The organism is Paracidovorax konjaci, assembly GCF_900112675.1.
GTDB classification, from domain to species: domain Bacteria; phylum Pseudomonadota; class Gammaproteobacteria; order Burkholderiales; family Burkholderiaceae_C; genus Paracidovorax; species Paracidovorax konjaci.
Genome location: NZ_FOMQ01000008.1, coordinates 126776 through 149292, shown reverse-complemented (window position 1 = coordinate 149292; position 22517 = coordinate 126776). Strand labels below are relative to the sequence as shown.

Here is a 22517-nt window from a genome sequence, read left to right as displayed (position 1 = left end):
ACCCATGATTGAGACGACACCGCACCCCTCCCGCCTGCTTCGATGCATGGCGGGCCTTGCGCGGTGGTCACTGGGGTTGCTGCTCGCCTTCTGGCTGCTGGTGACCGTGGCCTGGGGGGTGCTCCACGGCTGGATTGTGCCGCGAATCGGAGAGTGGCGTCCGCAGCTGGAAGCCCATGCCACGCAGGCTTTGGGGATACCCGTGCGCATCGGCGCGCTGTCCGCGCGCTCCGAAGGACTGGTGCCCACCATCGAGCTGCTCGACGTGGCCCTGCTCGATCCGCAGGGCCGCGAGGCGCTGCGCCTGCCGCGCGTGGTGGCCGCGCTCTCGCCGAGGTCGGCGCTGCGCCTGGGATTCGAGCAGCTCTACATAGAACGCCCCGAACTGGATGTGCGCCGCGAGGCCGATGGCCGCCTGATCGTGGGCGGCGTCCCGGTGCACAGCGACGTGGGCCCGGGCGAGGGCAGCGCCATGGGCGACTGGCTTTTCTCCCAGGGCGAGGTCGCGCTGCGCGGGGGCACGGTGCGCTGGACCGATGCGCAGCGCGGCGCGCCGCCGCTGGAGCTGTCGGGGGTGGACATCGTGCTGCGCAACCGGGGCTGGCGCCATGCCATGCGCCTCGATGCCACGCCGCCCGCCGCCTGGGGCGACCGCTTCACGCTCATGGGCCAGTTCCGGCAACCGCTTCTGACCACCCATGGCGGTGCGTGGAAGCAGTGGAGCGGCCAGCTGTTCGCGCAGTTCGCGCGTGTGGATGTCTCGCGCCTGCGCCAGCATGCGGACATCGACGGCATCGAGGTGGCGCAGGGCCGCGGCGCCCTGCGCGCCTGGATCGACGTGCGCCGCGGCGAGGTGTCCGGCGGCACCGCGGACGTGGCGCTCGCCGACGTGGACGCCACGCTGGGCGCGGGGCTGGAGCCTCTCGCGCTCGCTTCGGTGGCGGGGCGCGTGGGCGGCCGGTGGCTGGAAGGCGGCTTCGAGGCCCGCACCGAAGGGCTGCAGTTCCTCACGCGCGACGGCCTGCGCTGGCCGGGTGGCAACGCCATGGTGCGCCAGGCCGGCAAAGACCCCGCGGCCCCGGAGCGTGCTCAGGGCGAGTTGCGCGCGGACCGGCTCGACCTGGCGGCGCTGGCGCAGATCGCCAGCCGCCTGCCGCTGGGCGATGCGCTGCATTCTGCGCTGGCGCGCTTCGGTCCGCGCGGCACCGTGGAAGAGGTGCAGGCGAGCTGGCGCGGCCCGCTCGAAGCGCCCTGCCAGTACCAGGCCCGGGGCCGTGTCGCGGGCCTGGCATTGGCCGACGGCGGGGGCGACCGGCCTGCCGGCGTGCCGGGTGTGCGGGGTGCGGCAGTGGATTTCGAACTCACGCAGGCGGGCGGCAAGGCATCGCTGGCGATCGAGAACGGTGCGCTGGTGCTGCCCGAGGTGTTCGAGGAAGCCACGGTGCCCGTGGACCGGCTCTCGGCCAACGTGCGCTGGCAGCGCGAGGGCGAGCGCGTGGCCGTGCAGGTGCCCGACCTGCAGTTCGCCAACGCCGATGCGCAGGGCGAGGCCAGGATCACGTGGGCCACGGGCAATCCGAAACCGTCGTCCGGCCGGTCCCGCTATCCCGGCGTGCTGGACCTGGCCGGAACGCTGCACCGCGCCGACGGCACGCGCGTGCACCGCTACCTGCCGCTGTCCATCCCCGCCGACACGCGGCACTACGTGCGCGACGCCGTGACGGCCGGCACCGCGTCGGGCGTGCAGTTCCGTGTCAAGGGCGACCTGCACGACATCCCCTTCAACCACCCGGGACAGGGCGAGTTCCACATCGCCGCCAAGGTGAAGGATGTGACCTATGCCTACGTGCCGCCGGGCCTGCAGCACACGGGCGACCCCGTGTGGCCCGCGCTCACGCAACTGGCCGGCGAACTGGTGTTCGACCGCTCCAGCATGGCGGTGCGCGGCGCTACCGGCAGCTTCGCCGGATCGCCGCGGCTGCGCGTGGCCAAGGTGGAGGCGCGCATTCCCGACCTGGCGCACAGCGTCGTGGGCGTGAACGCCCAGGCGCAGGGGCCGCTCGCCGACATGCTCGCCTTCATGGCGGGCTCGCCGCTCTCGCGCCTCACGTCGCATGCGCTGGACGAGACGACCGGCACCGGCAACGCGGAGCTGCAGCTCGCCCTCAGCCTGCCGATCAGCCACATCGACCAGTCCAAGGTGCAGGGCAGTGTCGCGCTCTCGGGCAACGATGTGCGCATCACCCCCGACGTGCCGCTCATCGCCCGTGCGCGCGGCGCCGTGCAGTTCAGCGATACCGGCTTCACGCTGGCCGGCGTGCAGGGACGCGCGCTGGGCGGCGATCTCCGGCTCGAAGGCGGGATGCGCCAAGCCGCGGGCGGCGCGCAGGAGGCCACCGTGCTGGTGCGCGGTCAGGGCGTGGCCACGGCGGAGGGATTGCGGCAGGCCACGCAGTGGCCCGGCGTTCCCGAACTGGCCAGCCACGCCGCGGGAAGCGCGGCCTATGCGCTGACCCTGGGGGTGCGCCGCGGCGTTCCCGAAGTGCTGGTGACCACCAACCTGCAGGGCATGGCACTTTCGCTGCCTGCCCCGCTGGGCAAGGCGGCGGAGGCGGCGATGCCGGTGCGCTACGAATCGCAGCTCACCCGCGAATCGCTGGCGGCGGCTCGCAGCCCGGCCACGCCCGGCGGTACGGTGCCTCCGCTGCGCGAGCAGTTGGCCGTCGAGGTGGGCGGTGTCGGTTCCGCCACCTATGTGATCGAACGCACCACGCCCCAGCCGCGCGTGGTGCGCGGCGCCATCGCCATCGGGCTCGCGCCGGGCGAGGCGGCGGCCATGCCCGAGCACGGGGTGTCGGCCAACGTGCGCACGGCCCATCTGGACGTGGATGCCTGGCACAGCGCCTTCGCGGCGGCTGCACCTCCGCCGGGGGCCGGGGCTTCCGCGGACGGTGCTCCGGCCCCCGCGCCGGAGGCCGCGAAGGTCCGTATGCCGGCAGGCGGCGCCCAGGAGTTCCTGCCCACGGTCCTGGCCGCCCGCGCGCAGACGCTCGTGCTGCACGGCCGCACGCTGCACGACGTCGTGGCCGGCGGATCGCGCGAAGGCGCCAGCTGGCGCGCCAACCTGGAGGCGCGCGAACTCGGCGGCTACGTGGAATACCACCCCGAAGACGGCGCGGGCGGCCGGGTTTTCGCCCGTCTCTCGCGGCTCTCGGTGCCGCAGAGCGAGGCGCAGGAGGTCGAGGAATCGCTGCTGGACGGCCGGCAGGCCGATGCCGCGTTGCCGGCCCTGGACATCGTGGTGCAGGATTTCGAGCTGCGCGGGCGCCGCCTGGGCCGGGTCGAGATCGAGGCGCAGAACCGCGGCGGCGACGGCGCACAGCGCGAATGGCGCCTGTCCAAGCTCAATTTTTCGGTGCCCGAGGCCACGTTCTCGTCGAGCGGCAATTGGGTGATGGGCGGCGGCGGCGCATCGGACGCCCGGCGCCGCACAGTGATGAATTTCCGGCTCGACATCCGCGATTCGGGAGACCTGCTGGCGCGGTTCGGCATGGACGGTGTCGTGCGCCGCGGCAAGGGCCGCATGGAGGGGCAGGTGGCCTGGATGGGTGCGCCGCTGAGCCCCGACTACCGATCCATGACGGGCCAGGTGAACGTCAATGTGGAGTCCGGCCAATTCCTCAAGGCCGATCCGGGCCTGGCCAAGCTGCTGAGCGTGCTGAGCCTGCAATCGCTGCCGCGCCGGCTCACGCTCGATTTCCGCGATGTGTTCAGCGAGGGTTTCGCGTTCGACTTCGTGCGCGGCGACGTGCGCATCGACGAAGGCGTGGCCCTCACCAACAACCTGCAGATGAAGGGCGTGAACGCCGCGGTCCTGATGGAGGGCAGCGCCGACCTCGACCGCGAGACGCAGAACCTGCACGTGGTGGTGGTGCCCGAGATCAACGCGATGACGGCTTCGCTGGTCGCGACGGCGATCAACCCGGTGGTGGGGCTCGGCAGCTTCCTGGCGCAGGTGTTCCTGCGCGGCCCGCTCATCCAGGCGGCGACGCAGGAGTTCCGCATCGACGGCACCTGGGCCGATCCGCGCATCGCGCGCGTGCCGCGCCGCCGGCTCGGCTCCGGTCCGGCGGATGCCGCGCCCGCCACCGCCCCATCCCCCGCCGAGGAAGCGGCCAGCCCGGCCGCCCCTGCGGCCTCCAACCGCAAGGTGCCCGCCGCCCGCGGCACCGAGGAGAACGATTCATGATGAAAGCCGCCGCGTTGCAGATGGTTTCCGGCCTGCAGGTGCAGGACAACCTCCAGCAGGCCCGCCGGCTGCTGGAAGAGGCTGCCGCGCAGGGCGTGGAGCTGGCCGCGCTGCCCGAGTACTTCTGCGCCATGGGCGCGCGCGACACCGACAAGCTCGCGCTGCGCGAAGCGCTGGGCGAGGGCGCCATCCAGGATTTCCTCGCCGGGGCCGCGCGCGATCTGGGGCTGTGGATCGTGGGCGGAACGCTGCCGCTGCGGTGCGGCAGCGACCGCCACGTGCGCAACACCACGCTGGTCTTCTCCCCGGCCGGTGAGTGCGTGGCGCGCTACGACAAGATCCACCTGTTCCGCTTCGACAACGGCCGCGAGCGTTTCGACGAGGCCGCGGTGATCGAGGCCGGCAGCACGCCCGTGCGCTTCGGCATGGCCGCGCGCGACGGCTCCGCCTGGCGCGTGGGCCTGTCGGTGTGCTACGACCTGCGCTTTCCGGAGCTGTACCGGGCCCATGCCCGCGCGGGCGCGGACGTCCTGCTGGTGCCCAGCGCCTTCACCCACACCACGGGCCAGGCGCATTGGGAGGTGCTGCTGCGCGCCCGCGCGGTGGAGAACCTGGCCTATGTGATCGCGCCGGCCCAGGGAGGCGTGCACGAGAACGGACGGCGCACCTGGGGCCACAGCATGGTGGTGGAGCCCTGGGGCCAGGTGCTGGCGCAATGCGCCGAGGGCCCTGCCGTGGTGGCGGGCCTGCTCGACGCGGCGCACCTGAAGCAGGTGCGGGCCCAACTGCCGGCGCTCGACCACCGCGTGCTCTGAGCCACCGTGAGCGCCCACCCTCCCGCCGACGCGTCCGCCACCGCCGCTGCTCCCCCGGCCCTCGAGCCCGGGGCTGCTGCGCAGGCGGGCGACGGCGTGCCATTGCCTCCGGGCACGCTGAGCCGCTGGCCCTGGCGCCGATGGCACATCGCCTGGCGGCGCTGGTCGCTCTGGACGGCGCTGGTGCTGCTGGTGGCCGGCATGCTGGTCACCCAGGTCTGGCTGGCGGGCCGGTACGAAGCCACCGAGGTGCAGAACCGCCTCGACCGCGACGCGGCCGATGCCGTGTCCGACATCCGCACCGGCTTCACGCACAACCTCCAGAACCTGCAGGCGCTGCAGGCCGGCGACCCCGACATCGCGAGCTGGGAGAACCGCGCCGGCCGGCTGCTGAGCGTGCGGCGCGAGCTGGTACGCATCGAGTGGCGCGAGCCGTCGCTGCGCGTGCGGGCGCATGCCGAAACCCCGTACCGCCCCGTGCAGTGGGATGCCGATGCGCGCGGCGGCAACCATTCCAACACCGCCCTGGCCTGCGGCAACGCGCGGCGCGTGGGTGGCCCCTCGTATTCGGGCAGCTACTACCAGCCCCTGGGCGACGGGCGCGGCACCGAGATGATGGAGCTGTGCATTCCGCTCACGAACGAAGGGCAGAACACCGGCTACCTCGTCGCCACGCTGTCGCTGCAGAACGTGCTGGTGGAGATGGTGGTGCCGGGCCTCAAGCGCGGGCAGGAAGTCTCCTTCACCGAGGCCGACGGCACGCGGCTCGCCATGGTGGGGGCCAACCGCCGCGGCACGCGCATGTTCACCACGCAGCAGCTCTTCGACCTGCCGGGCACGGCCCTGGTGCTGCGCATGGACAGCTGGCACACGGCGCCCAGCGTGTTCCCCAACGTGCTCACCGCGCTGGTCACGGCCATGTCGATCGCGCTCGTCACTGTGCTCATCGTGCTGGTGCGCGACAACCGGCGGCGCCTGCGCGCCGAGCGCGATCTGGGCGACGCGCTGGCCTTCCGCAAGGCCATGGAAGACTCGCTCGCCACCGGGCTGCGCGCGCGCGACCTGAAGGGGCGCATCACCTACGTGAACCCGGCCTTCTGCGAAATGGTGGGGTTCTCGGCGCCCGAGCTGCTGGGCCAGGCCGAGCGGCTGCCCTACTGGCCGCCCGAATTCGCCGACGAATACCGCCGCCGGCAGGTGGGGCGGCTGTCCGGGCAGCACCCGCCGCCGCGCGAGGGCTACGAGTCCACCTTCATGCGCAAGGACGGCACGCGCTTTCCGGTGATGATCTTCGAGGCGCCGCTCATCAACGCGCAGGGCCTGCACACCGGCTGGATGAGCGCGTTCCTCGACGTGAGCGAGCAGCGCCGCATCGAGGAACTCTCGCGCGCCTCGCAAGAGCGCCTGCAGGCCACCGCGCGGCTGGCCACGGTGGGCGAAATGGCATCGCTGCTGAGCCACGAGCTGAACCAGCCGCTCGCAGCCATCGCGAGCTATGCGTCGGGCTCGCTCAACCTGCTGGGCACTCCCCACGCCCCCGAGCCGCCGGCCGCCCACCTGCCGGACGTGCGCGTGGCGCTGCAGCGCATCGCCCAGCAGGCCGAGCGCGCCGGCCGCGTGATCAAGAGCGTGCACGACTTCGTGCGCCGCCGCGACCAGACGCGCGAACCCGTGGCCGCCGAGGATCTGCTCGAGGCGGTGCTGCCGCTGATCCGCCTGCAGGCCCACAAGCTGCGCGTGCAGATCCGCATCGCCGTGGAGCCGCAGTTGCCCCGGGTGCTGTGCGATCGCACGATGGTCGAGCAGGTGCTGCTCAACCTGGCGCGCAATTCCATGCAGGCCATGGACGGGCCCGGCACGCCGCAGCGCCTGCTGGAACTGCGCGTGCGGCGCGCGGCCTCCAACGCGCAGAACGCCTGGCTCGAATTCCAGGTGATCGACTGCGGTCCCGGCATTTCCGACGACGTGGGCGCCAAGCTGTTCACGCCCTTCTTCACCACCCGCGCGGAGGGCATGGGCCTGGGGCTCAGCCTGTGCCGCACGGTGGTCGAGCAGCACGGCGGCTTCCTGGGCCATGCGCCCCACATGCCGCGTGGTACGGTATTCACTTTCACCCTGCCGGCGTGCCCCGCTGCCGGCGCCGCCCCCGAATCCACCGACGCCTGATGGAACCCATCTCCAACGCCACCGTGTACATCGTGGACGACGACGCCGGCGTGCGCGAAGCGCTCGCATGGCTGTTGCGCTCGCGCCGCGTGCCGAGCGAATCGTTCGACAGCGCCGAAGCCTTCGAAGCCATGCTGGCCGAGCGGCCGCTGCCGCGCCACCCCTGCTGCCTGCTGCTGGACGTGCGCATGCCGGGCACGAGCGGCCTGGTGCTGTTCGACCGGCTGGCCGAGCGCCGGCTCATCGCCGCGATGCCCGTGATCTTTCTCACCGGGCATGCCGATGTGCCCACCGCCGTGGCCACGGTGAAGCGCGGTGCGTTCGACTTCTGCGAGAAGCCCTTTTCCGACAACCTGCTGGTGGACCGCATCGAGCAGGCGCTCGCGCAGTCTGCCGGCCACCTGGCCGAAGCGCTGCAGCGCAGCGACCTGCAGCATCGGCTGGCCGAACTCACCGAGCGCGAGCGGGACGTCATGCGCCTGGTGGTGGAGGGCCTGCCCAACAAGCTGATCGCCGACCAGCTCGACATCAGCGTGCGCACGGTGGAGGTCCACCGGGCACGGGTGTTCGACAAGATGCTGGTGAAATCTGCCGTGGAGCTGGCCAACCTGCTGCGGTCGGCCGACTGACCAGCAGACCTTCCCACGGCCCGCCGGTCAGGACCGGCCGGCCGCGGTGCCGGGGTGTCAGCCCTGGCGTTCACCCACGTAGATCTCCACGCGGCGGTTGCGCGCGCGGCCGTCGTTGGTGTCGTTGGACGCGATGGGCTGGTGCGATCCGCGGCCTTCCACCTGGATGCGCGCGCCGTTCACGCCGCGAGCGGTGAGGTAGTTGCGTGCGCTGGTGGCGCGGTCGAGGGACAGCGGGTTGTTGATGGCATCGCTGCCGGTGGCATCGGTGTGGCCCACGATGCGCACCTCGGCATTGGGGTTGTTGCGCAGCCCTTCGGCGAAGCGGTCCAGCACGGGCGCGAAGTTGCCCTGGATGTCGGAGCGGTTGACGGCGAACGAGATGTCGCTCGGGATGTCGAGCTTCAACTGGTTGTCGGGCGTCTGCGTGACCACCACGCCGGTGCCCTGCGTCACCTGCTGCATATCGCGCTTCTGGCGCTCCATGTGCTGCGACCAGATGTAGGTGCCGAGGGCGCCCACGCCGGCGCCCACCACGGCGCCCGTGCCCGCATGGCCGCCGGTGGCCGAGCCGAGCACCGCGCCCGCCACGGCGCCCACGCCTGCTCCAGTGGCGGTGCGGCGCTGCGTGTCGTTCATGTTGGCGCAGCCGCTGGCGAGCACGACGGCGGCGGTGGCGGCGATGAGGATTCGGGGTGTGCGCATGGAAGACTCCTGTTCGTGTGGTTGTAGGGCGCGAAGGCTGGAAGCGGGCCCGTGTCGCGGGGCGCTCCGGGCGGCGTGCCGTGCCCGCCTGGCGCTGCCTGCGGTTGTCGCACGTCCGTGCGCCGGACTCCACCGGTCGATGCCGCCGGCCGGTGCAGGCGTTGTCCTACTCCTTGCCGGGCGGCGGGGGGTCTGCAGGTCGGCTTTCCGGCGGCGGCAGTTCCCCGCGGCGCCGGCCCGCGAACATGGTCCACCACACGATGGCGATCAGCACGGCCAGTGCCAGCAATGCTTCAAGCAAAATCAGCCCCATGAATCTTCGTCTCCTGCGCCTGGTGACAACGGCGCTGATTGTAGGAACGCTGGCTGCGTGCTCCACGCGGCCCCTGCCGCCCCCTCCCGCGCCGCCCGGCCCCGTCATCACCTTGCCGCAGGGCCCGGCGGCGCCGCTTCCGCCAGAGCCCGGCGGCCCGCTGCCGGCGCCCATGGTGCAGCCCAAGAGCCGCTGGATCCCCGTGCACTGGTCCGAGCTGCCCGGCTTCACGTCCGATGCCCTGTACGAGGCCTGGAACGCGTGGGTCCGCAGTTGCGAGCGGCCGCTGCCCGCTTTCGCGCCCCTGTGCCCCGACATCCGCCGCCTCTCGATCGCCACGGCCGAGGAGCAGCGCGAATGGATGGTGGCGCGCCTGCAGCCCTACCGCATCGAGGCGGCCGACGGCAACGCCGACGGCATGCTCACGAGCTACTACGAGCCCTATCTCGACGCCGCCCGCATGCCGGGCAACGGCTACACGGTGCCGCTCTATGCGCTGCCGACCGGCTTCGGCGCGCGCAAGCCCTGGTACACACGCCAGCAGATCGACACCATGCCCGAAGCCCAGGCCGCGCTGGCCGGGCGCGCCATCGCCTGGGTGCGCGATCCGGTGGAGGCGCTGGTGGTGCACATCCAGGGCTCGGGGCGGCTGCGGGTCCAGGAGCCCGATGGCTCGGTGCGCCTCGTGCGCGTGGCCTTCGCCGGCACCAACGACCAGCCCTACCAGAGCGTGGGCCGCTGGCTGCTCGACCAGGGACTGGTGCGCGATGCCACCTGGCCCGGCATCCGCGCCTGGACGCTGCAGAACCCGCAGCGTGTGCAGGAAATGCTGTGGGCCAACCCGCGCTACGTGTTCTTCCGCGAAGAGCCGCTCTCGCCGATGGACGCCGCCTTCGGCCCGCGCGGCGCGCAGGGCGTGCCCCTCACCCCCGGCCGCTCGATCGCGGTGGACCGGCAGAGCATTCCCTACGGCACGCCGGTGTGGCTGGCCTCCGGCGGCCCCACCGCGCAACTGCAGCGCCTCGTGCTGGCGCAGGACACGGGCTCGGCCATCGTGGGCGCCGTGCGCGCCGACTACTTCGCGGGATGGGGCCAGGAGGCCGGCGATCTTGCGGGGCGGCTCAAGCAGGGCCTGCGCCTCTGGGCGCTCTGGCCGAGGTAACTCGATGGATTTAGTAACGTATTTATAAAGGGTATGTAACCTATAAAAACTGCGATCAGCCTGCTGGTTTTCGATGCTGCAAAATCATGAAAATTATGTGGAGGTGCCATGATTTTCAAAATTCTGACTTTGTGTTTGCTGTGTTTTGCTAATCAGTCAAGTGCGCAGGAACTCCCTCCGATCACTGTGACTGGAAGCGGTATATATGACTTTGGCTTCGACGGGTATGGGCCTGACTCTGTAAGTTCCGTTGGTTTGCCCGAGCCGTTCCCTGGATATGTACAGCTGGTCGTGGGAGCTGAAAGATATATTCAGGCATCAAGTGTCAGATGTAGTGCGACAGGAGAATCAAAAAACGTAACGTCCCAAAGTCCGGTAGAGGATAGATGGATGGCCGCGGAGCAGGTTTATCGGCGGCTTAAGCAGTTCGATGGATTTTGGAGTTATTGGGGTCGATCCAATAGGCCTGACGATAAAGGGTTTTTCGTGGTCATCTATGCGGACGGGTACGAGGAACAGTGGGCTGTCACGAGCCCTGCACTTTCTGCAGCCACGCCGGGCCACCCAATGCCCGATACATTGAAGCCCGGTAAAGATGCAGGCCAAGCTGGCTCGATCCAGCGGCATTCGGTATGCGGCTGAAAAAAAGGAGAATTCTTTGGATTCTCGTATTAATTCTGATGTCTCTGTATTTTGGATCTCAACAGATCCATAAATACGAAGACCCTGCAGAACTCCATCGGCAAACGCAAGGCACTGCCCGTCCAAACCCACCTTCGAAGGCTGAGGAAGTGGGTAGCGCTGCATCCCCTGTGCTGGAATCGGCATCGATGGCTGTCTCGCGAAACAAAGAAGAAACCGGCAGTCTGGCATCTCTGCTCCAGCAGGCCCGCGACTATCGCGTGCTCTTCCACCGCCTGATGTCCGAGCATCGCGACGGCCACGGCCTCTATGCCCTCACCGTCGCAATGCGTTGCGCGGCTGTGCGGGACGAACCGGCGCCGCTGGACTGGGTGCCCCATTCCGCGCCGCAGCAGCGGGCCAAGGTGTTGCGCGAGGAGCGATGCGCGACTTTCATCGACTCTGAACTCTCGGGCGATGCACTACTGGCCTTGATGCGCGATCCCCGCGTGGCCCGCGATGCCTACCGGCTTTTGGGGGATGAGCTGTACCGAGTGTCCAGCGACCCAGTGGCCCGTCTGCCCGTACTGGAGCGGGTGCTCCGCACGGCCGACCCAGTGCTGCTGGAAAGCATCGTCACCTCACTTTTCCATGGGCCTGCAGGGGGGGCTGTCACCTTCGCCGGAAAGACTTATGCCGACATGGCGGACCGCCAGGTCCTTGTCGTGGCCTGGGTCGCGGCCGTCTGCGGTGCAGCGTCTGGTTGCGAAGGCCCGGGCGACGATTACCTGGTGAATGCCTGCGCCGCGCGCAACCTCTGCGTCGATTCCCGGCGCGCGCTGCTTGCGCTGGACGCAAAGGAACGTTTCGGAGAGCGTGGGGCGGCGCTTTATGCCGACGTCTATCCGCGCATGGTGGAAACCATCCGACGGGCCGACACCAGCGCGTTCGATCCGCGCAGGAAAACACCGTGATCCACCGCGCGCGCGGCCTCGAGGAACCTTCGTATGGATCGTGTAGGCTGGCTCTCCCATAACACCCAGGGAAGGAGATCTACCGATGGCACCGATCCGCACTGCAATCCTCCACACCGCCGCGCTGCTCGCCTGCGGCACCGCCGCCGCGCAGACACCGTCCGCCGGCAGCGCACCGCCAGCGCCCGCAGCTGCTTCGGCTCCCGCCGCCACGGGCCCCGTCCTTCGCCCGGACACCACCGCGCGCTTCATCCGTTTCGAAACCCCGCGGGGCGACTGGTCTGCCCCGATGACGAATGCGCCGCAACTGCGCTTCGAAGTCCGCGTGCCGCCGGATGCGCGCGTCCCCGCGCCGCCCCGGGCGTTCACCGTGACCATGGACACGGGCTCCACCGGCGTGGTGATCTCCGCCGTCGATCTGCCCGGCTATTCGCGCAACGAAGAAGCCCGGCCGGCCAACGAAGGCTGGGAATACCTCTCCAGCAGCAAGCGGCTGTGGATCGGCCACTGGGTGGTGCGCGACGTGGTGTTCAGCCCCGGCTCGGGCGAGGTGGTCGCGCGGGTGCCCGTGCTCGCGGTCGAGAAGGAAATGATCTGCCCGGGCTGGAACGAAAAAGCCAACCGGCCCGACTGCGCGAATCCCACGCAAACCACCGAGAGCCCGCCCGGCATCGCCTACATGGGCGTGGGCTTCGGGCGCGAGCACGATGGCCAGGCGCAGGGCACCCCCGACAAGAACCCGCTGCTCAACATCGCCGAGATCGACGGCCAGCCCGTGGCCAAGGGCAGCATGCACGGCGGCTACGTCGTGACGAAACATGGCCTGCATGCGGGCCTCACGCCCGCCAATGCCGAGGGCTTTCGCTCGGTGAAGCTGCAGCCGGGCAGCCTGCTGGCGAACGGCGAACGCGCCTCCAGCGATCCGCGCGACTGGCAGCAGGCCACCATGGCCGTGTCGGTGGATGGCGGCGCGCCGGAGACCGGTCCGGTGCTGGTGGACACCGGCATCGCCCAGATGTACCTCACGGTCGCCGATCCGGCCGCGCTGCCGACGGCGCAGATCCCCAATCCCAGCCGCCGCGGCCGCACGACCACGGGCCTCAAGGACGGGACGCGCGTGCAGGTCATGTTCCCCGGCGCGCAGTCGCCCGTGGCGGAATACGACTTCCGCGTGGGCGACGCCGCCGCGCCGCAGTCCGTGCTGGTGAATTCGCCGGGCCGCCCGGCCTTCGTGAACACGGGGCGCCACATGCTCCGCCAGTTCGACGTGCTGTTCGACGCGGAAGGCGGCTGGTACGGGCTGCGCCCGTCACGGCGGTGAGCGGCTTCGTGCGCGCCGGCGGCTGAGCAGCCGCGCACACGTCCAATGACGGCGGGCTCCGAGGCCTGGCCAGGGCGGAGTGTGGCCACCGAGGCACGGCCCGCAGGCGCGAACAAAACCCGCCCCGGCTAGCGCTCCAGCTCGACCAGGTAGCGGGTCACCACCGGCGGTGCATCGCCCGTGTGGAAAGCCAGCTTGCGGTCGCGCAGTGCCACGTCGGAGGCCGTCACGCGGTCGAAGCGGCGCAGGTGCTCGGTCCAGGATTCGTCCACGATGCGCTCCACGTAGCGGCTCGGGTCGGCGATGTCGTGCTGCAGCTGCCAGTCGAGCGCGCCCTGGCGCAGGCGGCTGCGGCGGCTCTCCTGCATCAGCGTGCGGAATTCGGCGGCGCGGGCCGGATCGATCACGTATTCGATCGTCGCCACCACGTGGCCGCGTTCGGGCGCGGTCGGCGCGGTGGGCACCTTGAAGGCGCGCGAGGGGCTCAGGTCTTCCTCCATCGTGCGGTCCGCCACGAAGCGCTGCACCAGCGCCATCGCGGCCGTGCCCGTGAGCGCCGCAAGCGCCAGGCTCATGTGCACGCTGGTGAGCGAGGCCACCTGCCCCCAGAACGCCGCGCCGGCCGCCGTGGCGCCCATGATGGCCATCTGGTAGATCGACATGCCGCGCGCGCGCACCCAGTTGGGCAGCGCGAGCTGCGCCGAGACGCTCAGCGAATTGGCCGTGGTGATCCACGCCATGCCGCCGACCACCATCGCCGGCACGGCCACGTAGACGTTCGGCGCGATCGCGACCACCGAGGTGGCCAGCGCCTGCAGCAGCGCCCCGCGCCCCACCAGCGTGTCGCGCGGCATCGCTTGGCGCAGCCGCGGCAGGAACATGGCCGCCGCGATGGCGCCCGCGCCCATCGAGGCCAGCAGCAGCGTGAAGGTGCCGGCGCCGCCGCCCTCCAGGTCGCGCGCCACCAGCGGCAGCAGCGCGAGCAGGGCCGTGGCATGCAGGAAGAAGATGGAGATGCGCCAGAGCACGGCCCGCATGCGCGGCGACTCGCGCACGAACTGCACCCCCACGCGCATTGCGCTGCCCAGGCGCTCGCGGCCCAGCGGGTTGGGCACGTGCGTGCGCTTCCAGCGCATGATCGTGAAGCCCGCGATCACCGACAGAACGGCATTGAGCACGAAGACCCAGGCGCTGCCCGCGCTGGCGATGATCGCGCCGGCCAGCAGCGGCCCGATGATGCGCGAGGCATTCATCGCCACGCCGTTGAGCGCCAGCGCAGCAGGCAGCTGCGCGCGGCTGACCAGCTCGGGAACGATGGCCGCGAACACCGGCCAGCGCATCGCCAGGCCGATGCCGTTGGCGAACGTGAGCGCCAGCAGCAGCGGCGCCGTCATGCCGCCCGCGATGATGGCCACGCACAGCACCAGCGCCACGGCGGCCACCCAGAACTGCGTGGCGATGAAATAGCGCCGCCGGTCCAGGATGTCGGCCAGCGCGCCGCTCGGCAAGCCGAGCAGGAAGACGGGCAGCGTCGAGGCCGTCTGCACCAGGGCCACCAGCACCGGCGACGCGGTGAGCGTGGTCATCAGCCACGCGGCCGCCACGTCGTTCATCCACATGCAGGTATTGGCCGCGAGCCACGTCAGCCACAGCATGCGGAACACCGGCACGGACAGCGGAGCCAGCGGGGACAGCGCAGCGCGCCTGGCGGCCTCCTGCCCCAGTTGCGCCGCCGCGGCCGCCTCGGCGGATTCGGCCGCCTGCGCGGCGGGGGTTGCCGCGGGGTCCTCGATCAGGCGACCCGCAGGCGTGGGGGCGGGTGCGGGCGTGGCGCCGCCGGGGGCCGGCGCAGGGGAAGGGTGGGGCGGGAGCGTGGGCGGTGGGGCGGACGGTGGCTGGGGCATAGGCTCCCCATTCTCCCCATGGTGGCCTGCGCGTGCAGCGACGTTTTCCCCGAGCACTTGAAGGACGGCGGGGCACGGGCCTGCAGGATAGGCGTCAGAGGGCGCTCATGCCGCCGGATTCATTGGATAGTTTGCTATTTAATTTGTAGCAAATGATTGGCTCATCGTGTTTTGCCCAGGTGGTCCAGCGGCAACGCCCCTCCCGCCTTCACCTCGCCCAGCGAGAAGCTGGTGTGCATGTCCTTCACGTTGGGCAGGTTCAGCAGCACGCCGCGCGCGAACTGCGAGAAGCTTTCCAGGTCGCGCGCCACCACCTGCAGCTCGAAGGTGCCGGTGCCGCTGATGTAGTGGCAGGCGATCACCTCGGGGATCTTCGCGATGGCCTCTTCCATCTCGCGCGTGAGCCCGCCGGTGCTGCGGTCGGCGTCGAGCCGCACGAAGGCCAGCACGCCCAGCCCGATGCGGTGGCGATCGATTTCGGCACGGTAGCCCTTGATGAAACCGGATTCCTCCAGGGCACGCACGCGGCGCCAGCACGGCGCGGCGGAAAGGCCCACGCGCTGGGCCAGCTCGGCATTGGTCAGGCGCGCGTCGGCCTGCAGTTCCGCCAGGATCGCGATATCGAATTTGTCGAGTTCTTCCATTATTCGATTGTTTAGAGAAAGGATCTTTCTGAAACGAGGGTAAACACGGCATGGAAACGAAAGGACATATCCGGCCGTCCTGCCTACACTGGCATGCAAAGACCGCCCCACCGGGCGCGCTGCCCTGACCGCGCCCACGAGGCCGCGGCATCCCTCACGATGATGGAGAGACATTCATGAACGCCCCGCTGCCTGAACATATTCGCCGCGCCCTCGAAACGGTCACGCTCGACGACAACCCGCAACGCGGGTTGCAACACAATTACGTGGCGGGCGGCAACGCCGCACGCTGTGGATTTGGCGTCGAGCGTGTGTGCGAAGGAGGTGTGTGATGAACGCCCCGCTGCCTGAACATATTCGCCGCGCCCTCGAAACGGTCACGCTCGACGACAAATACTCGCTGCCCGAGGGCCGGGCGTTCATGAGCGGCGTGCAGGCCCTCGTGCGCCTGCCCATGCTGCAGCGCCAGCGCGATGCGATGGCGGGGCTCAACACTGCAGGCTTCATCAGCGGTTACCGCGGCTCGCCGCTCGGCGGCTATGACCAGGCCCTGTGGGCTGCCCGCAAGCACCTGGCGCAGAACCACGTGGTGTTCCAGCCCGGCGTGAACGAGGAGCTGGGCGCCACGGCCGTCTGGGGCACGCAGCAGCTCGACCTCTATCCCGAAAAACGCAAGTACGACGGCGTCTTCGGCATCTGGTACGGCAAGGGCCCGGGCGTGGACCGCTGCTCCGACGTGTTCAAGCACGCCAACATGGCCGGCACGGCCAGGCACGGCGGCGTGATCGCCATTGCGGGCGACGACCACATCAGCAAGAGCAGCACCGCGCCGCACCAGAGCGACCACATCTTCAAGGCCTGCGGCCTGCCGGTGTTCTTTCCGTCCAGTGTGCAGGACATCCTGGACATGGGCCTGCACGCGTTCGCCATGAGCCGCTTCTCGGGCGTGTGGTCGGGCATGAAGACGATCCAGGAGGTGGTGGAGTCGTCCAGCAGCATCTCGGTGGACCCCGACCGCGTGAACATCGTGCTGCCCGAGGATTTCGCGATGCCGCCCGGCGGCCTGCACATCCGCTGGCCCGACGCGCCGCTGGAGCAGGAAGCGCGGCTCATGGACTACAAGTGGTACGCGGCCCTGGCGTACATCCGCGCCAACCGGCTCAACTACAACGTGATCCAGGGCCCGCAGGACCGCTTCGGCATCATCGCGAGCGGCAAGGCCTACAACGACACGCGCCAGGCCCTCATCGACCTGGGCCTCGATGACGATGCCTGCCGCCGCCTCGGCATCCGGCTGCACAAGGTGAACGTGGTCTGGCCGCTGGAGGCCACGATCACGCGCGATTTCGCGCAGGGGCTGCAGGAGATCCTGGTGGTGGAGGAAAAGCGCCAGGTCATCGAATACCAGCTCAAGGAAGAGCTCTACAACTGGCGCGCCGACGTGCGCCCCAACGTGCTGGGCAAGTTCGACGAAGTGGAAGGCGACAACTCCGGCGGCGAGTGGTCCATGGCCAACCCGAGCCAGAACTGGCTGCTGCGCCCGAAGGCCGACCTCACCCCGGCGATCATCGCGCGCGCCATCGCCAAGCGGCTCAAGAAGCTCGGCGTGCCCGAAGACGTGGTGGCCCGCATGGACGCCCGCCTCACGGTGATCGATGCGCGCGAGCGCTCGCTCGCCGCGACCGCCACCGACACGGGCGACCGCACGCCGTGGTTCTGCAGCGGCTGCCCGCACAACACCAGCACCCGCGTGCCCGAAGGCTCGCGCGCGGTCGCCGGCATCGGCTGCCACTACATGGTCAACTGGATGCCGGGCCGCAACACCTCCACCTTCACGCAGATGGGCGGCGAGGGCGTGACCTGGGTGGGCCAGCAGCCCTTCACCACCGAAAAGCACGTGTTCGCCAATCTGGGCGACGGCACGTATTTCCACAGCGGACTGCTCGCCATCCGGCAGAGCATCGCGGCGGGCACCAACATCACGTACAAGGTGCTCTACAACGACGCCGTGGCGATGACCGGCGGCCAGCAGGTGGGCGAGCGGCCCGAGGGCCACTCGGTGCTGCAGATCATGGCCAGCCTCAAGGCCGAGGGCATCGCCAAGCTGGTCATCGTGACCGACGAGCCGGCCAAGTACGACGGCGTGGCGCTGGCCGAGGGCGTGACCGTGCACCACCGCGACGAGCTGGACCGCATCCAGCGCGAGTTCCGCGAGATCCCCGGCTGCACTGCCATCATCTACGACCAGACCTGCGCCACCGAGAAGCGCCGCCGCAGGAAGCGCGGCACGCTCGCCACGCCCGACAAGACCGTGGTCATCAACGAACTGGTCTGCGAAGGCTGCGGCGACTGCTCCGTGCAGTCCAACTGCCTGTCGGTGGAGCCGCTGGAGACCGAATTCGGCCGCAAGCGCCGCATCAACCAGAGCACCTGCAACAAGGACTATTCGTGCGTGAAGGGCTTCTGCCCGAGCTTCGTGACCGTCGAGGGCGGCACGCTCAAGAAGCCCAAGAAGGAAAAGAAGGGCGACCTCTCCGCGCTGCCGCCGTTGCCGGAACCGGTGCTGCCGGTGGCCGAGCAGGCCTGGGGCATCGTGGTGGCGGGCGTGGGCGGCACGGGCGTGATCACCATCGGCTCGCTGCTCGGCATGGCCGCGCACCTGGAGGGCAAGGGCGTCATCACGCAGGACGCGGCGGGCCTGGCGCAGAAGGGCGGCGCCACCTGGAGCCACGTGCAGATCGCCAACCGGCCCGAAGCCATCTACACGACCAAGGTGGACACGGCCAAGGCCGACCTCATCATCGGCTGCGACTCCATCGTCGCCTCGCTCAAGACCACGATGGCCGCCATGCAGCCGGGCCGCACCTTCGTGGCGCTGAACAACCATGGATCGCCCACGGCGTCCTTCGTGCACAACCCCGACTGGCAGTTCCCCGGCCAGCACTGCGACACGGCCATCGCCTCGGCCGTGGGCGACGAACTGCTGGGCAGCTTCGATGCCGAGGAGGTCGCCGTGCAATTGCTGGGCGACAGCATCTACACCAACCCGCTGATGCTCGGCTACGCGTGGCAGAAGGGCCGCGTGCCGCTGTCGCTCGCCGCGCTCATGCGCGCGATGGAACTCAACGGCGTGCAGGTGGACAACAACAAGGCCGCGTTCGAATGGGGCCGCCGCTGCGCGCACGACCTGGCCGCGGTGCGCGCGCTGTTCCAGACCGCGCAGGTCATCCAGTTCGTGAAGAAGCCGGGGCTCGCCGAGGTCATCGCGCGGCGCGAGGAATTCCTCACCGGCTACCAGAACGCCGCCTATGCCGCCGAATACCGCGCCTTCGTCGAGAAGGTGCAGGCGGCCGAGGCACGCGTCGCCACCGGCACGCGGCTCTCGGAAGCCGTGGCGCGCTACCTGTTCAAGCTCATGGCGTACAAGGACGAATACGAGGTCGCGCGCCTGCACACCGACCGCGCCTTCACCGACAAGATCGCCGGCATGTTCGAGGGCGACTACCGCGTCGTGCACCACCTCGCCCCGCCGCTCACCGCGAAGAAGAACGAGCGCGGCGAACTGGTCAAGCAGGCCTACGGTCCCTGGATGCGCAAGGCCTTCGGCCTGCTCGCGAAGCTGAAGGGCCTGCGCGGCACGGCGCTCGACCCGTTCGGCCGCACCGAGGAGCGCCGCACCGAGCGCGCGCTGATCCGCGAATACCGCGCCTGCATCGAAGAGCTGCTCACCGGCCTCACGGCCGAGAACCTGCCGCTGGCCGCGGACATCGCCCGCATCCCCGAGCAAATCCGCGGCTACGGCCACGTGAAGGAGCGCCACCTGGGCACGGCCCGCACGCAGTGGACCCAGCTCATGGCCCGCTGGCGCGCCGCGCCGGCCGAGAAGGGGCTGCGGCAGTGCGCGTGAGGGGGCGGCGAGGGGGCGGTTGCTGCATGCAGCCCGCGGCAAGCCGCGGGCCGGGTGGTCGGGTCGGCCGAGCAGAGTATTTGCTACTAAATCTGTAGCAAACTTTGTAATGGAATCGGCGGCATGGGGGAAAAGCAGGCCAGATGACGCTGGCGGGCGCCGCGCGGACCGTATAGTGCCGCTCCTTTGAAGGAGCGCGCTGTATGGGCGTCATTTCCCGAACTGGCTGTGCCTGCCTCGTCGCGGTGTCGGCCCTGGCAATTGGATTCGCTGCGGCGGCAGGCACCGCTGTCGCGCCTGCCGATCAGGCGGTATCCGTTGCGGCGCGCACACCCTATCCCGCCATCGACCCTGCGTTCTCCCGACCCGATCCTTGGCGTGTGCCCAGCCAGGGAACGCTGCGCACCTATCTGGTGGAGTTGGAGAGCTTCCAGCAGGCCAATACGTTCTGTTTCGTGCAGCAGCGCACGGATTCCCAACTGCCCGACGACAAAGGCGCCAGCGTACTGTGGATGATCTGGCACGAAGGCGCATCCATCCAAAAAGTCAATGTGGTGCCACGGGGTGGGCGTTACCGGTCCACGCTGGATCCGGTCACGCGGGGCCATGCGCTGGCATATGCCACGGGCAGGATCCATCTCGAGACAGACGTGGTTCCAAACGACGAGGACGTAGGGAGCAGCACTTTTCTGGTGGGCCGCCTTGGGTCGATCGGATGTTGGCCCAGTGCCAGCGCGTGGGCACCAAGATAAGTATTTCGGCGTTCGAGCCCTCTTCGCTTCGCTAGGAAATTACTCCTGAAAAGATAGCTAACTCTTCAGTGAAGCCGGCGGCATGGGCGTTAGATAACTGATGAGTTGGCCCATGGGACACCGCTTCGGTTTTATAGTCCGGGGCCTTCCGGAGGAGACCCCGAACCATGTCTACCGTTCCACGACGTGCCCGCGCCACCCTCGCACTGGCGTTCGCCCTGGCAGCCGCATTTCCTGCAGCGGCTGCAGCAACCCCCGAACCAGCCGCGCAGGCGGCATCCGCGCCGGCACGCACCCCCTATCCCGCCATCGACCCTGCGTTCTCCCGGCCCGACCCCCGGCGTGTGCCTGGGCGGGAAACGCTGCGCTCCTATCTGGCAACAAGGGAAAGTTCGCTTCAGCCGAACAATTTCTGCTTTGTGCAGCAGTCGCTCGATCCGGGACCAGGCGATGAAAAGGGCGAGAGTCTGCTGTGGATGATCTGGCGTGAAGGGGCGACCATCCAGAGGATCAATGTCGTCCGGCACGGGCAAAGTTATCGCCCGGATCCAGCGCTTGATCCTGTGACCGAAGGACAGGCGCTGGCTTACGCCACGGGCAGGATCAATCTCAAGACAGGCGTGGTTCCAACGGATGAGGACGTGGGGACCAGCACTTTTCTGGTGGGCCGTCCTTGGGTCGACCACATGTTTGCTCAATGCAAGCGTGTGGGCACTAGCGTACGCATTCCCGCGTTCAGGGCCGTGCCGACGCGGTAATCCCCGAAAACACAAGAATTACTTTTTTCCAAGAGGGATTCCTGCTTCAGATGCCCAATGCCATCCTGAAATATGTACATAACAAGCCGGTCCCTGCATCCATCACCCTGGTCGCGGGCAATGTGTTGCGGGTCAAGCTCGAAGCGATCGACAAGCGTTACACGCTAGTGGCGGTGAGCGACTACCCGAACGTGCTGGAGGTCACGGGTTCAACACACAACAGCCGGGCGGATTCCTGGGCCTTCGCGGTCACTGCACGCAGCGCTGGCAGCGCCAAGCTGATGATGAAATCGGAACGTGGCGCGAGAGACTCTGCGCTGACGATCACTCCGGCGCTGGTGAGTGTGACGGTGAAGAAGGCAGTGAGCCTGCCGGACCCCGGCTCGGATGCCGGGCTGTTGGTGCGGCTTTTTCTGGTGGAGGTGCCGGCTCCTCAGGAATGGGCTTTCACTGGAATCAGCAGTTCGGAAGATGCAAGGGAAGCCATGCGCATGATGCGCCGCGTGATCGCGAACCGACTCGACTCCGGCAGTACCAAGGAGTTCATGGCAGCCGGTGCGCGGGACATTCGGGGCATCGTGACCGCGAGCGACCGGGGCAGTGTGCAATTCGAGGGTTTTGAGCATTACCCTCAAATTGACAAAGAAAAGCAAAAGATGATCGAGGCCCGGATGGCCATCCTCAACGATGCCACCAATGGATGGCAGGAGAAATACGCAGCGTTTTATGAAGCTGCACTCTCCACGGCGACAGAGCCGCTGCGCCCCGATCCCAGTCCCACGGGACTTTTTGCGTGGAGAACGAAGGGCAGCCGGTCGCCATCGCCTGAATTTGTAGAGTTCAAGACCCTCGGCGGTAACACCTTCTACACCCACAAGCGCTATCGCATTCCCGGCCGCTGAGGCCTGCTCGGCACCGGGCCGGGGCTGAAGATCTGTAGTGGCTTGCTGTTTGCTATATTTTCAAAAGCTAAAAACCCAGCAAAAACGCCGGCATGGGCACGATTCCAACGTGAATCCAACCCCCGGCACCCGCCCCGGCACCGCCGCCCCCATAACCCAACGGCGCGCGGGTTATGGTGCCTGCCCCCTGGAGGGCGCCGCATACAATCGCCTGTTGCCCTCCGGGGGGCGCCGCGTCCCGGCCCCGATCGGTCCGATCGGCCGCATTCCAACGACCATCCTTTCCAACGGAGCCTGTTGCCGTGTTTATCTCTTCCGCTTTCGCCCAGACCGCCCCGGCCGCCGCGCCCGCTGGCGGCGACATGATGTCCTCGCTCACGGGCATGCTGCCGCTGGTGCTGATGTTCGTGGTGCTGTACTTCATCATGATCCGGCCCCAGATGAAGCGCCAGAAGGAGCACCGCGCCATGATCGAGGCGATCGCCAAGGGCGACGAAGTGGCCACGGCCGGCGGCATCGTCGGCAAGGTCTCGCGCCTGTCCGAAGGCTTCCTGCACATCGAGATCGCACCGAACGTGGAAGTGCAGATCCAGCGCAGCGCCGTCTCCCAGGTCCTGCCCAAGGGCACCGTGAAATGAGGGGCAACCCCCTGAGCGGCTGCGCCGTTTCCCCTTGCTCTCGCGCTGCGCGCGGGG

Annotated in this window: 17 protein-coding genes; 13 read left to right on the top strand and 4 right to left on the bottom strand. The window is 68.9% G+C overall.

Annotation, left to right across the window (positions count from 1 at the left end; genetic code table 11):
- Positions 1-4 precede the first annotated feature (4 nt).
- From BM144_RS13975 to BM144_RS13960, 4 genes are all read left to right on the top strand, one after another.
- Positions 5-4249, top strand: a complete 4245-nt coding sequence (locus BM144_RS13975) for a YhdP family protein (protein ID WP_092953271.1) — start codon at positions 5-7, stop codon at positions 4247-4249.
- On the top strand, positions 4249-5064 hold the full coding sequence (locus BM144_RS13970) for a carbon-nitrogen hydrolase family protein (RefSeq protein ID WP_092953269.1): 816 nt from the start codon (positions 4249-4251) through the stop codon (positions 5062-5064). The genes BM144_RS13975 and BM144_RS13970 overlap by 1 nt, the downstream gene beginning before the upstream one ends.
- Before the next feature lie 96 nt (positions 5065-5160).
- Entirely contained in the window at positions 5161-7230 is a 2070-nt protein-coding gene (locus BM144_RS13965) for a two-component system sensor histidine kinase NtrB (RefSeq protein WP_092953388.1), read from the top strand.
- Positions 7230-7859 carry a response regulator transcription factor gene (locus tag BM144_RS13960; protein WP_092953267.1) on the top strand — a complete coding sequence of 210 codons (630 nt, stop codon included), beginning with the start codon at positions 7230-7232 and terminating at the stop codon, positions 7857-7859. The genes BM144_RS13965 and BM144_RS13960 overlap by 1 nt, the downstream gene beginning before the upstream one ends.
- A 57-nt stretch (positions 7860-7916) precedes the next feature.
- Here the strand turns inward: BM144_RS13960 and BM144_RS13955 are convergent, their stop codons facing one another.
- Positions 7917-8564: a YiaD family glycine zipper/OmpA-like lipoprotein gene (locus BM144_RS13955; RefSeq protein ID WP_092953265.1), complete on the bottom strand. Its 648-nt coding sequence runs from the start codon at positions 8562-8564 to the stop codon at positions 7917-7919.
- Between the two features lie 166 nt (positions 8565-8730).
- Positions 8731-8877, bottom strand: a complete 147-nt coding sequence (locus BM144_RS23150) for a hypothetical protein (protein WP_175526023.1) — start codon at positions 8875-8877, stop codon at positions 8731-8733.
- On the opposite strand from BM144_RS23150, the gene mltA reads away from it, so the two are divergent.
- From mltA to BM144_RS13940, 3 genes are all read left to right on the top strand, one after another.
- On the top strand, positions 8810-10039 hold the full coding sequence (mltA, locus tag BM144_RS13950; RefSeq protein WP_175526022.1) for a murein transglycosylase A: 1230 nt from the start codon (positions 8810-8812) through the stop codon (positions 10037-10039). The genes BM144_RS23150 and mltA overlap by 68 nt on opposite strands.
- Positions 10040-10671: 632 nt before the next feature.
- Entirely contained in the window at positions 10672-11634 is a 963-nt protein-coding gene (locus tag BM144_RS13945; RefSeq protein WP_139225721.1) for a hypothetical protein, read from the top strand.
- Between the two features lie 85 nt (positions 11635-11719).
- The gene (locus BM144_RS13940) at positions 11720-12955 is read left to right on the top strand and encodes a hypothetical protein (RefSeq protein WP_092953259.1); all 1236 of its coding nucleotides are present in this window, start codon (positions 11720-11722) and stop codon (positions 12953-12955) included.
- A gap of 128 nt (positions 12956-13083) precedes the next feature.
- Here BM144_RS13940 and BM144_RS13935 read toward each other — a convergent pair whose 3' ends face one another.
- Both BM144_RS13935 and BM144_RS13930 read right to left on the bottom strand, forming a co-directional pair.
- Complete coding sequence (locus BM144_RS13935) at positions 13084-14859, bottom strand: MFS transporter (protein ID WP_245783664.1); 1776 nt, start codon at positions 14857-14859, stop codon at positions 13084-13086.
- Between the two features lie 161 nt (positions 14860-15020).
- A complete protein-coding gene (locus BM144_RS13930) occupies positions 15021-15503 on the bottom strand; it encodes an Lrp/AsnC family transcriptional regulator (RefSeq protein WP_092953257.1) in 483 nt (160 codons plus the stop codon).
- Positions 15504-15679: 176 nt separating this feature from the next.
- On the opposite strand from BM144_RS13930, the gene BM144_RS23145 reads away from it, so the two are divergent.
- From BM144_RS23145 to yajC, 6 genes are all read left to right on the top strand, one after another.
- Positions 15680-15835: a hypothetical protein gene (locus BM144_RS23145; RefSeq protein WP_175526021.1), complete on the top strand. Its 156-nt coding sequence runs from the start codon at positions 15680-15682 to the stop codon at positions 15833-15835.
- A complete protein-coding gene (locus tag BM144_RS13925; RefSeq protein ID WP_092953255.1) occupies positions 15835-19410 on the top strand; it encodes an indolepyruvate ferredoxin oxidoreductase family protein in 3576 nt (1191 codons plus the stop codon). Before BM144_RS23145 ends, BM144_RS13925 begins: the two co-directional genes overlap by 1 nt.
- Positions 19411-19613: 203 nt before the next feature.
- On the top strand, positions 19614-20162 hold the full coding sequence (locus BM144_RS13920) for a hypothetical protein (RefSeq protein WP_139225720.1): 549 nt from the start codon (positions 19614-19616) through the stop codon (positions 20160-20162).
- 167 nt (positions 20163-20329) lie between these two features.
- Positions 20330-20920 (top strand): hypothetical protein, encoded by a 591-nt coding sequence (locus tag BM144_RS13915; protein WP_175526020.1) that lies wholly within the window; start codon positions 20330-20332, stop codon positions 20918-20920.
- A gap of 50 nt (positions 20921-20970) precedes the next feature.
- Positions 20971-21822 (top strand): hypothetical protein, encoded by an 852-nt coding sequence (locus BM144_RS13910; RefSeq protein ID WP_092953251.1) that lies wholly within the window; start codon positions 20971-20973, stop codon positions 21820-21822.
- Between the two features lie 302 nt (positions 21823-22124).
- Entirely contained in the window at positions 22125-22460 is a 336-nt protein-coding gene (yajC, locus tag BM144_RS13905) for a preprotein translocase subunit YajC (RefSeq protein WP_092953249.1), read from the top strand.
- The last annotated feature ends 57 nt before the right edge of the window (positions 22461-22517 follow it).

What these genes read in the sequence shown, in the direction of transcription:
- BM144_RS13975 (WP_092953271.1), top strand. Translation starts at nt 5, where the DNA reads ATGATTGAGACGACACCGCACCCCTCCCGCCTGCTTCGATGCATGGCG.
- BM144_RS13970 (WP_092953269.1), top strand. Translation starts at nt 4,249, where the DNA reads ATGAAAGCCGCCGCGTTGCAGATGGTTTCCGGCCTGCAGGTGCAGGAC.
- BM144_RS13960 (WP_092953267.1), top strand. Translation starts at nt 7,230, where the DNA reads ATGGAACCCATCTCCAACGCCACCGTGTACATCGTGGACGACGACGCC.
- BM144_RS13955 (WP_092953265.1), bottom strand. Translation starts at nt 8,564, where the DNA reads ATGCGCACACCCCGAATCCTCATCGCCGCCACCGCCGCCGTCGTGCTC.
- mltA (WP_175526022.1), top strand. Translation starts at nt 8,810, where the DNA reads ATGGTCCACCACACGATGGCGATCAGCACGGCCAGTGCCAGCAATGCT.
- BM144_RS23150 (WP_175526023.1), bottom strand. Translation starts at nt 8,877, where the DNA reads ATGGGGCTGATTTTGCTTGAAGCATTGCTGGCACTGGCCGTGCTGATC.
- BM144_RS13945 (WP_139225721.1), top strand. Translation starts at nt 10,672, where the DNA reads ATGCGGCTGAAAAAAAGGAGAATTCTTTGGATTCTCGTATTAATTCTG.
- BM144_RS13940 (WP_092953259.1), top strand. Translation starts at nt 11,720, where the DNA reads ATGGCACCGATCCGCACTGCAATCCTCCACACCGCCGCGCTGCTCGCC.
- BM144_RS13935 (WP_245783664.1), bottom strand. Translation starts at nt 14,859, where the DNA reads ATGCCCCAGCCACCGTCCGCCCCACCGCCCACGCTCCCGCCCCACCCT.
- BM144_RS13930 (WP_092953257.1), bottom strand. Translation starts at nt 15,503, where the DNA reads ATGGAAGAACTCGACAAATTCGATATCGCGATCCTGGCGGAACTGCAG.
- BM144_RS23145 (WP_175526021.1), top strand. Translation starts at nt 15,680, where the DNA reads ATGAACGCCCCGCTGCCTGAACATATTCGCCGCGCCCTCGAAACGGTC.
- BM144_RS13925 (WP_092953255.1), top strand. Translation starts at nt 15,835, where the DNA reads ATGAACGCCCCGCTGCCTGAACATATTCGCCGCGCCCTCGAAACGGTC.
- BM144_RS13920 (WP_139225720.1), top strand. Translation starts at nt 19,614, where the DNA reads ATGGGCGTCATTTCCCGAACTGGCTGTGCCTGCCTCGTCGCGGTGTCG.
- BM144_RS13915 (WP_175526020.1), top strand. Translation starts at nt 20,330, where the DNA reads ATGTCTACCGTTCCACGACGTGCCCGCGCCACCCTCGCACTGGCGTTC.
- BM144_RS13910 (WP_092953251.1), top strand. Translation starts at nt 20,971, where the DNA reads ATGCCCAATGCCATCCTGAAATATGTACATAACAAGCCGGTCCCTGCA.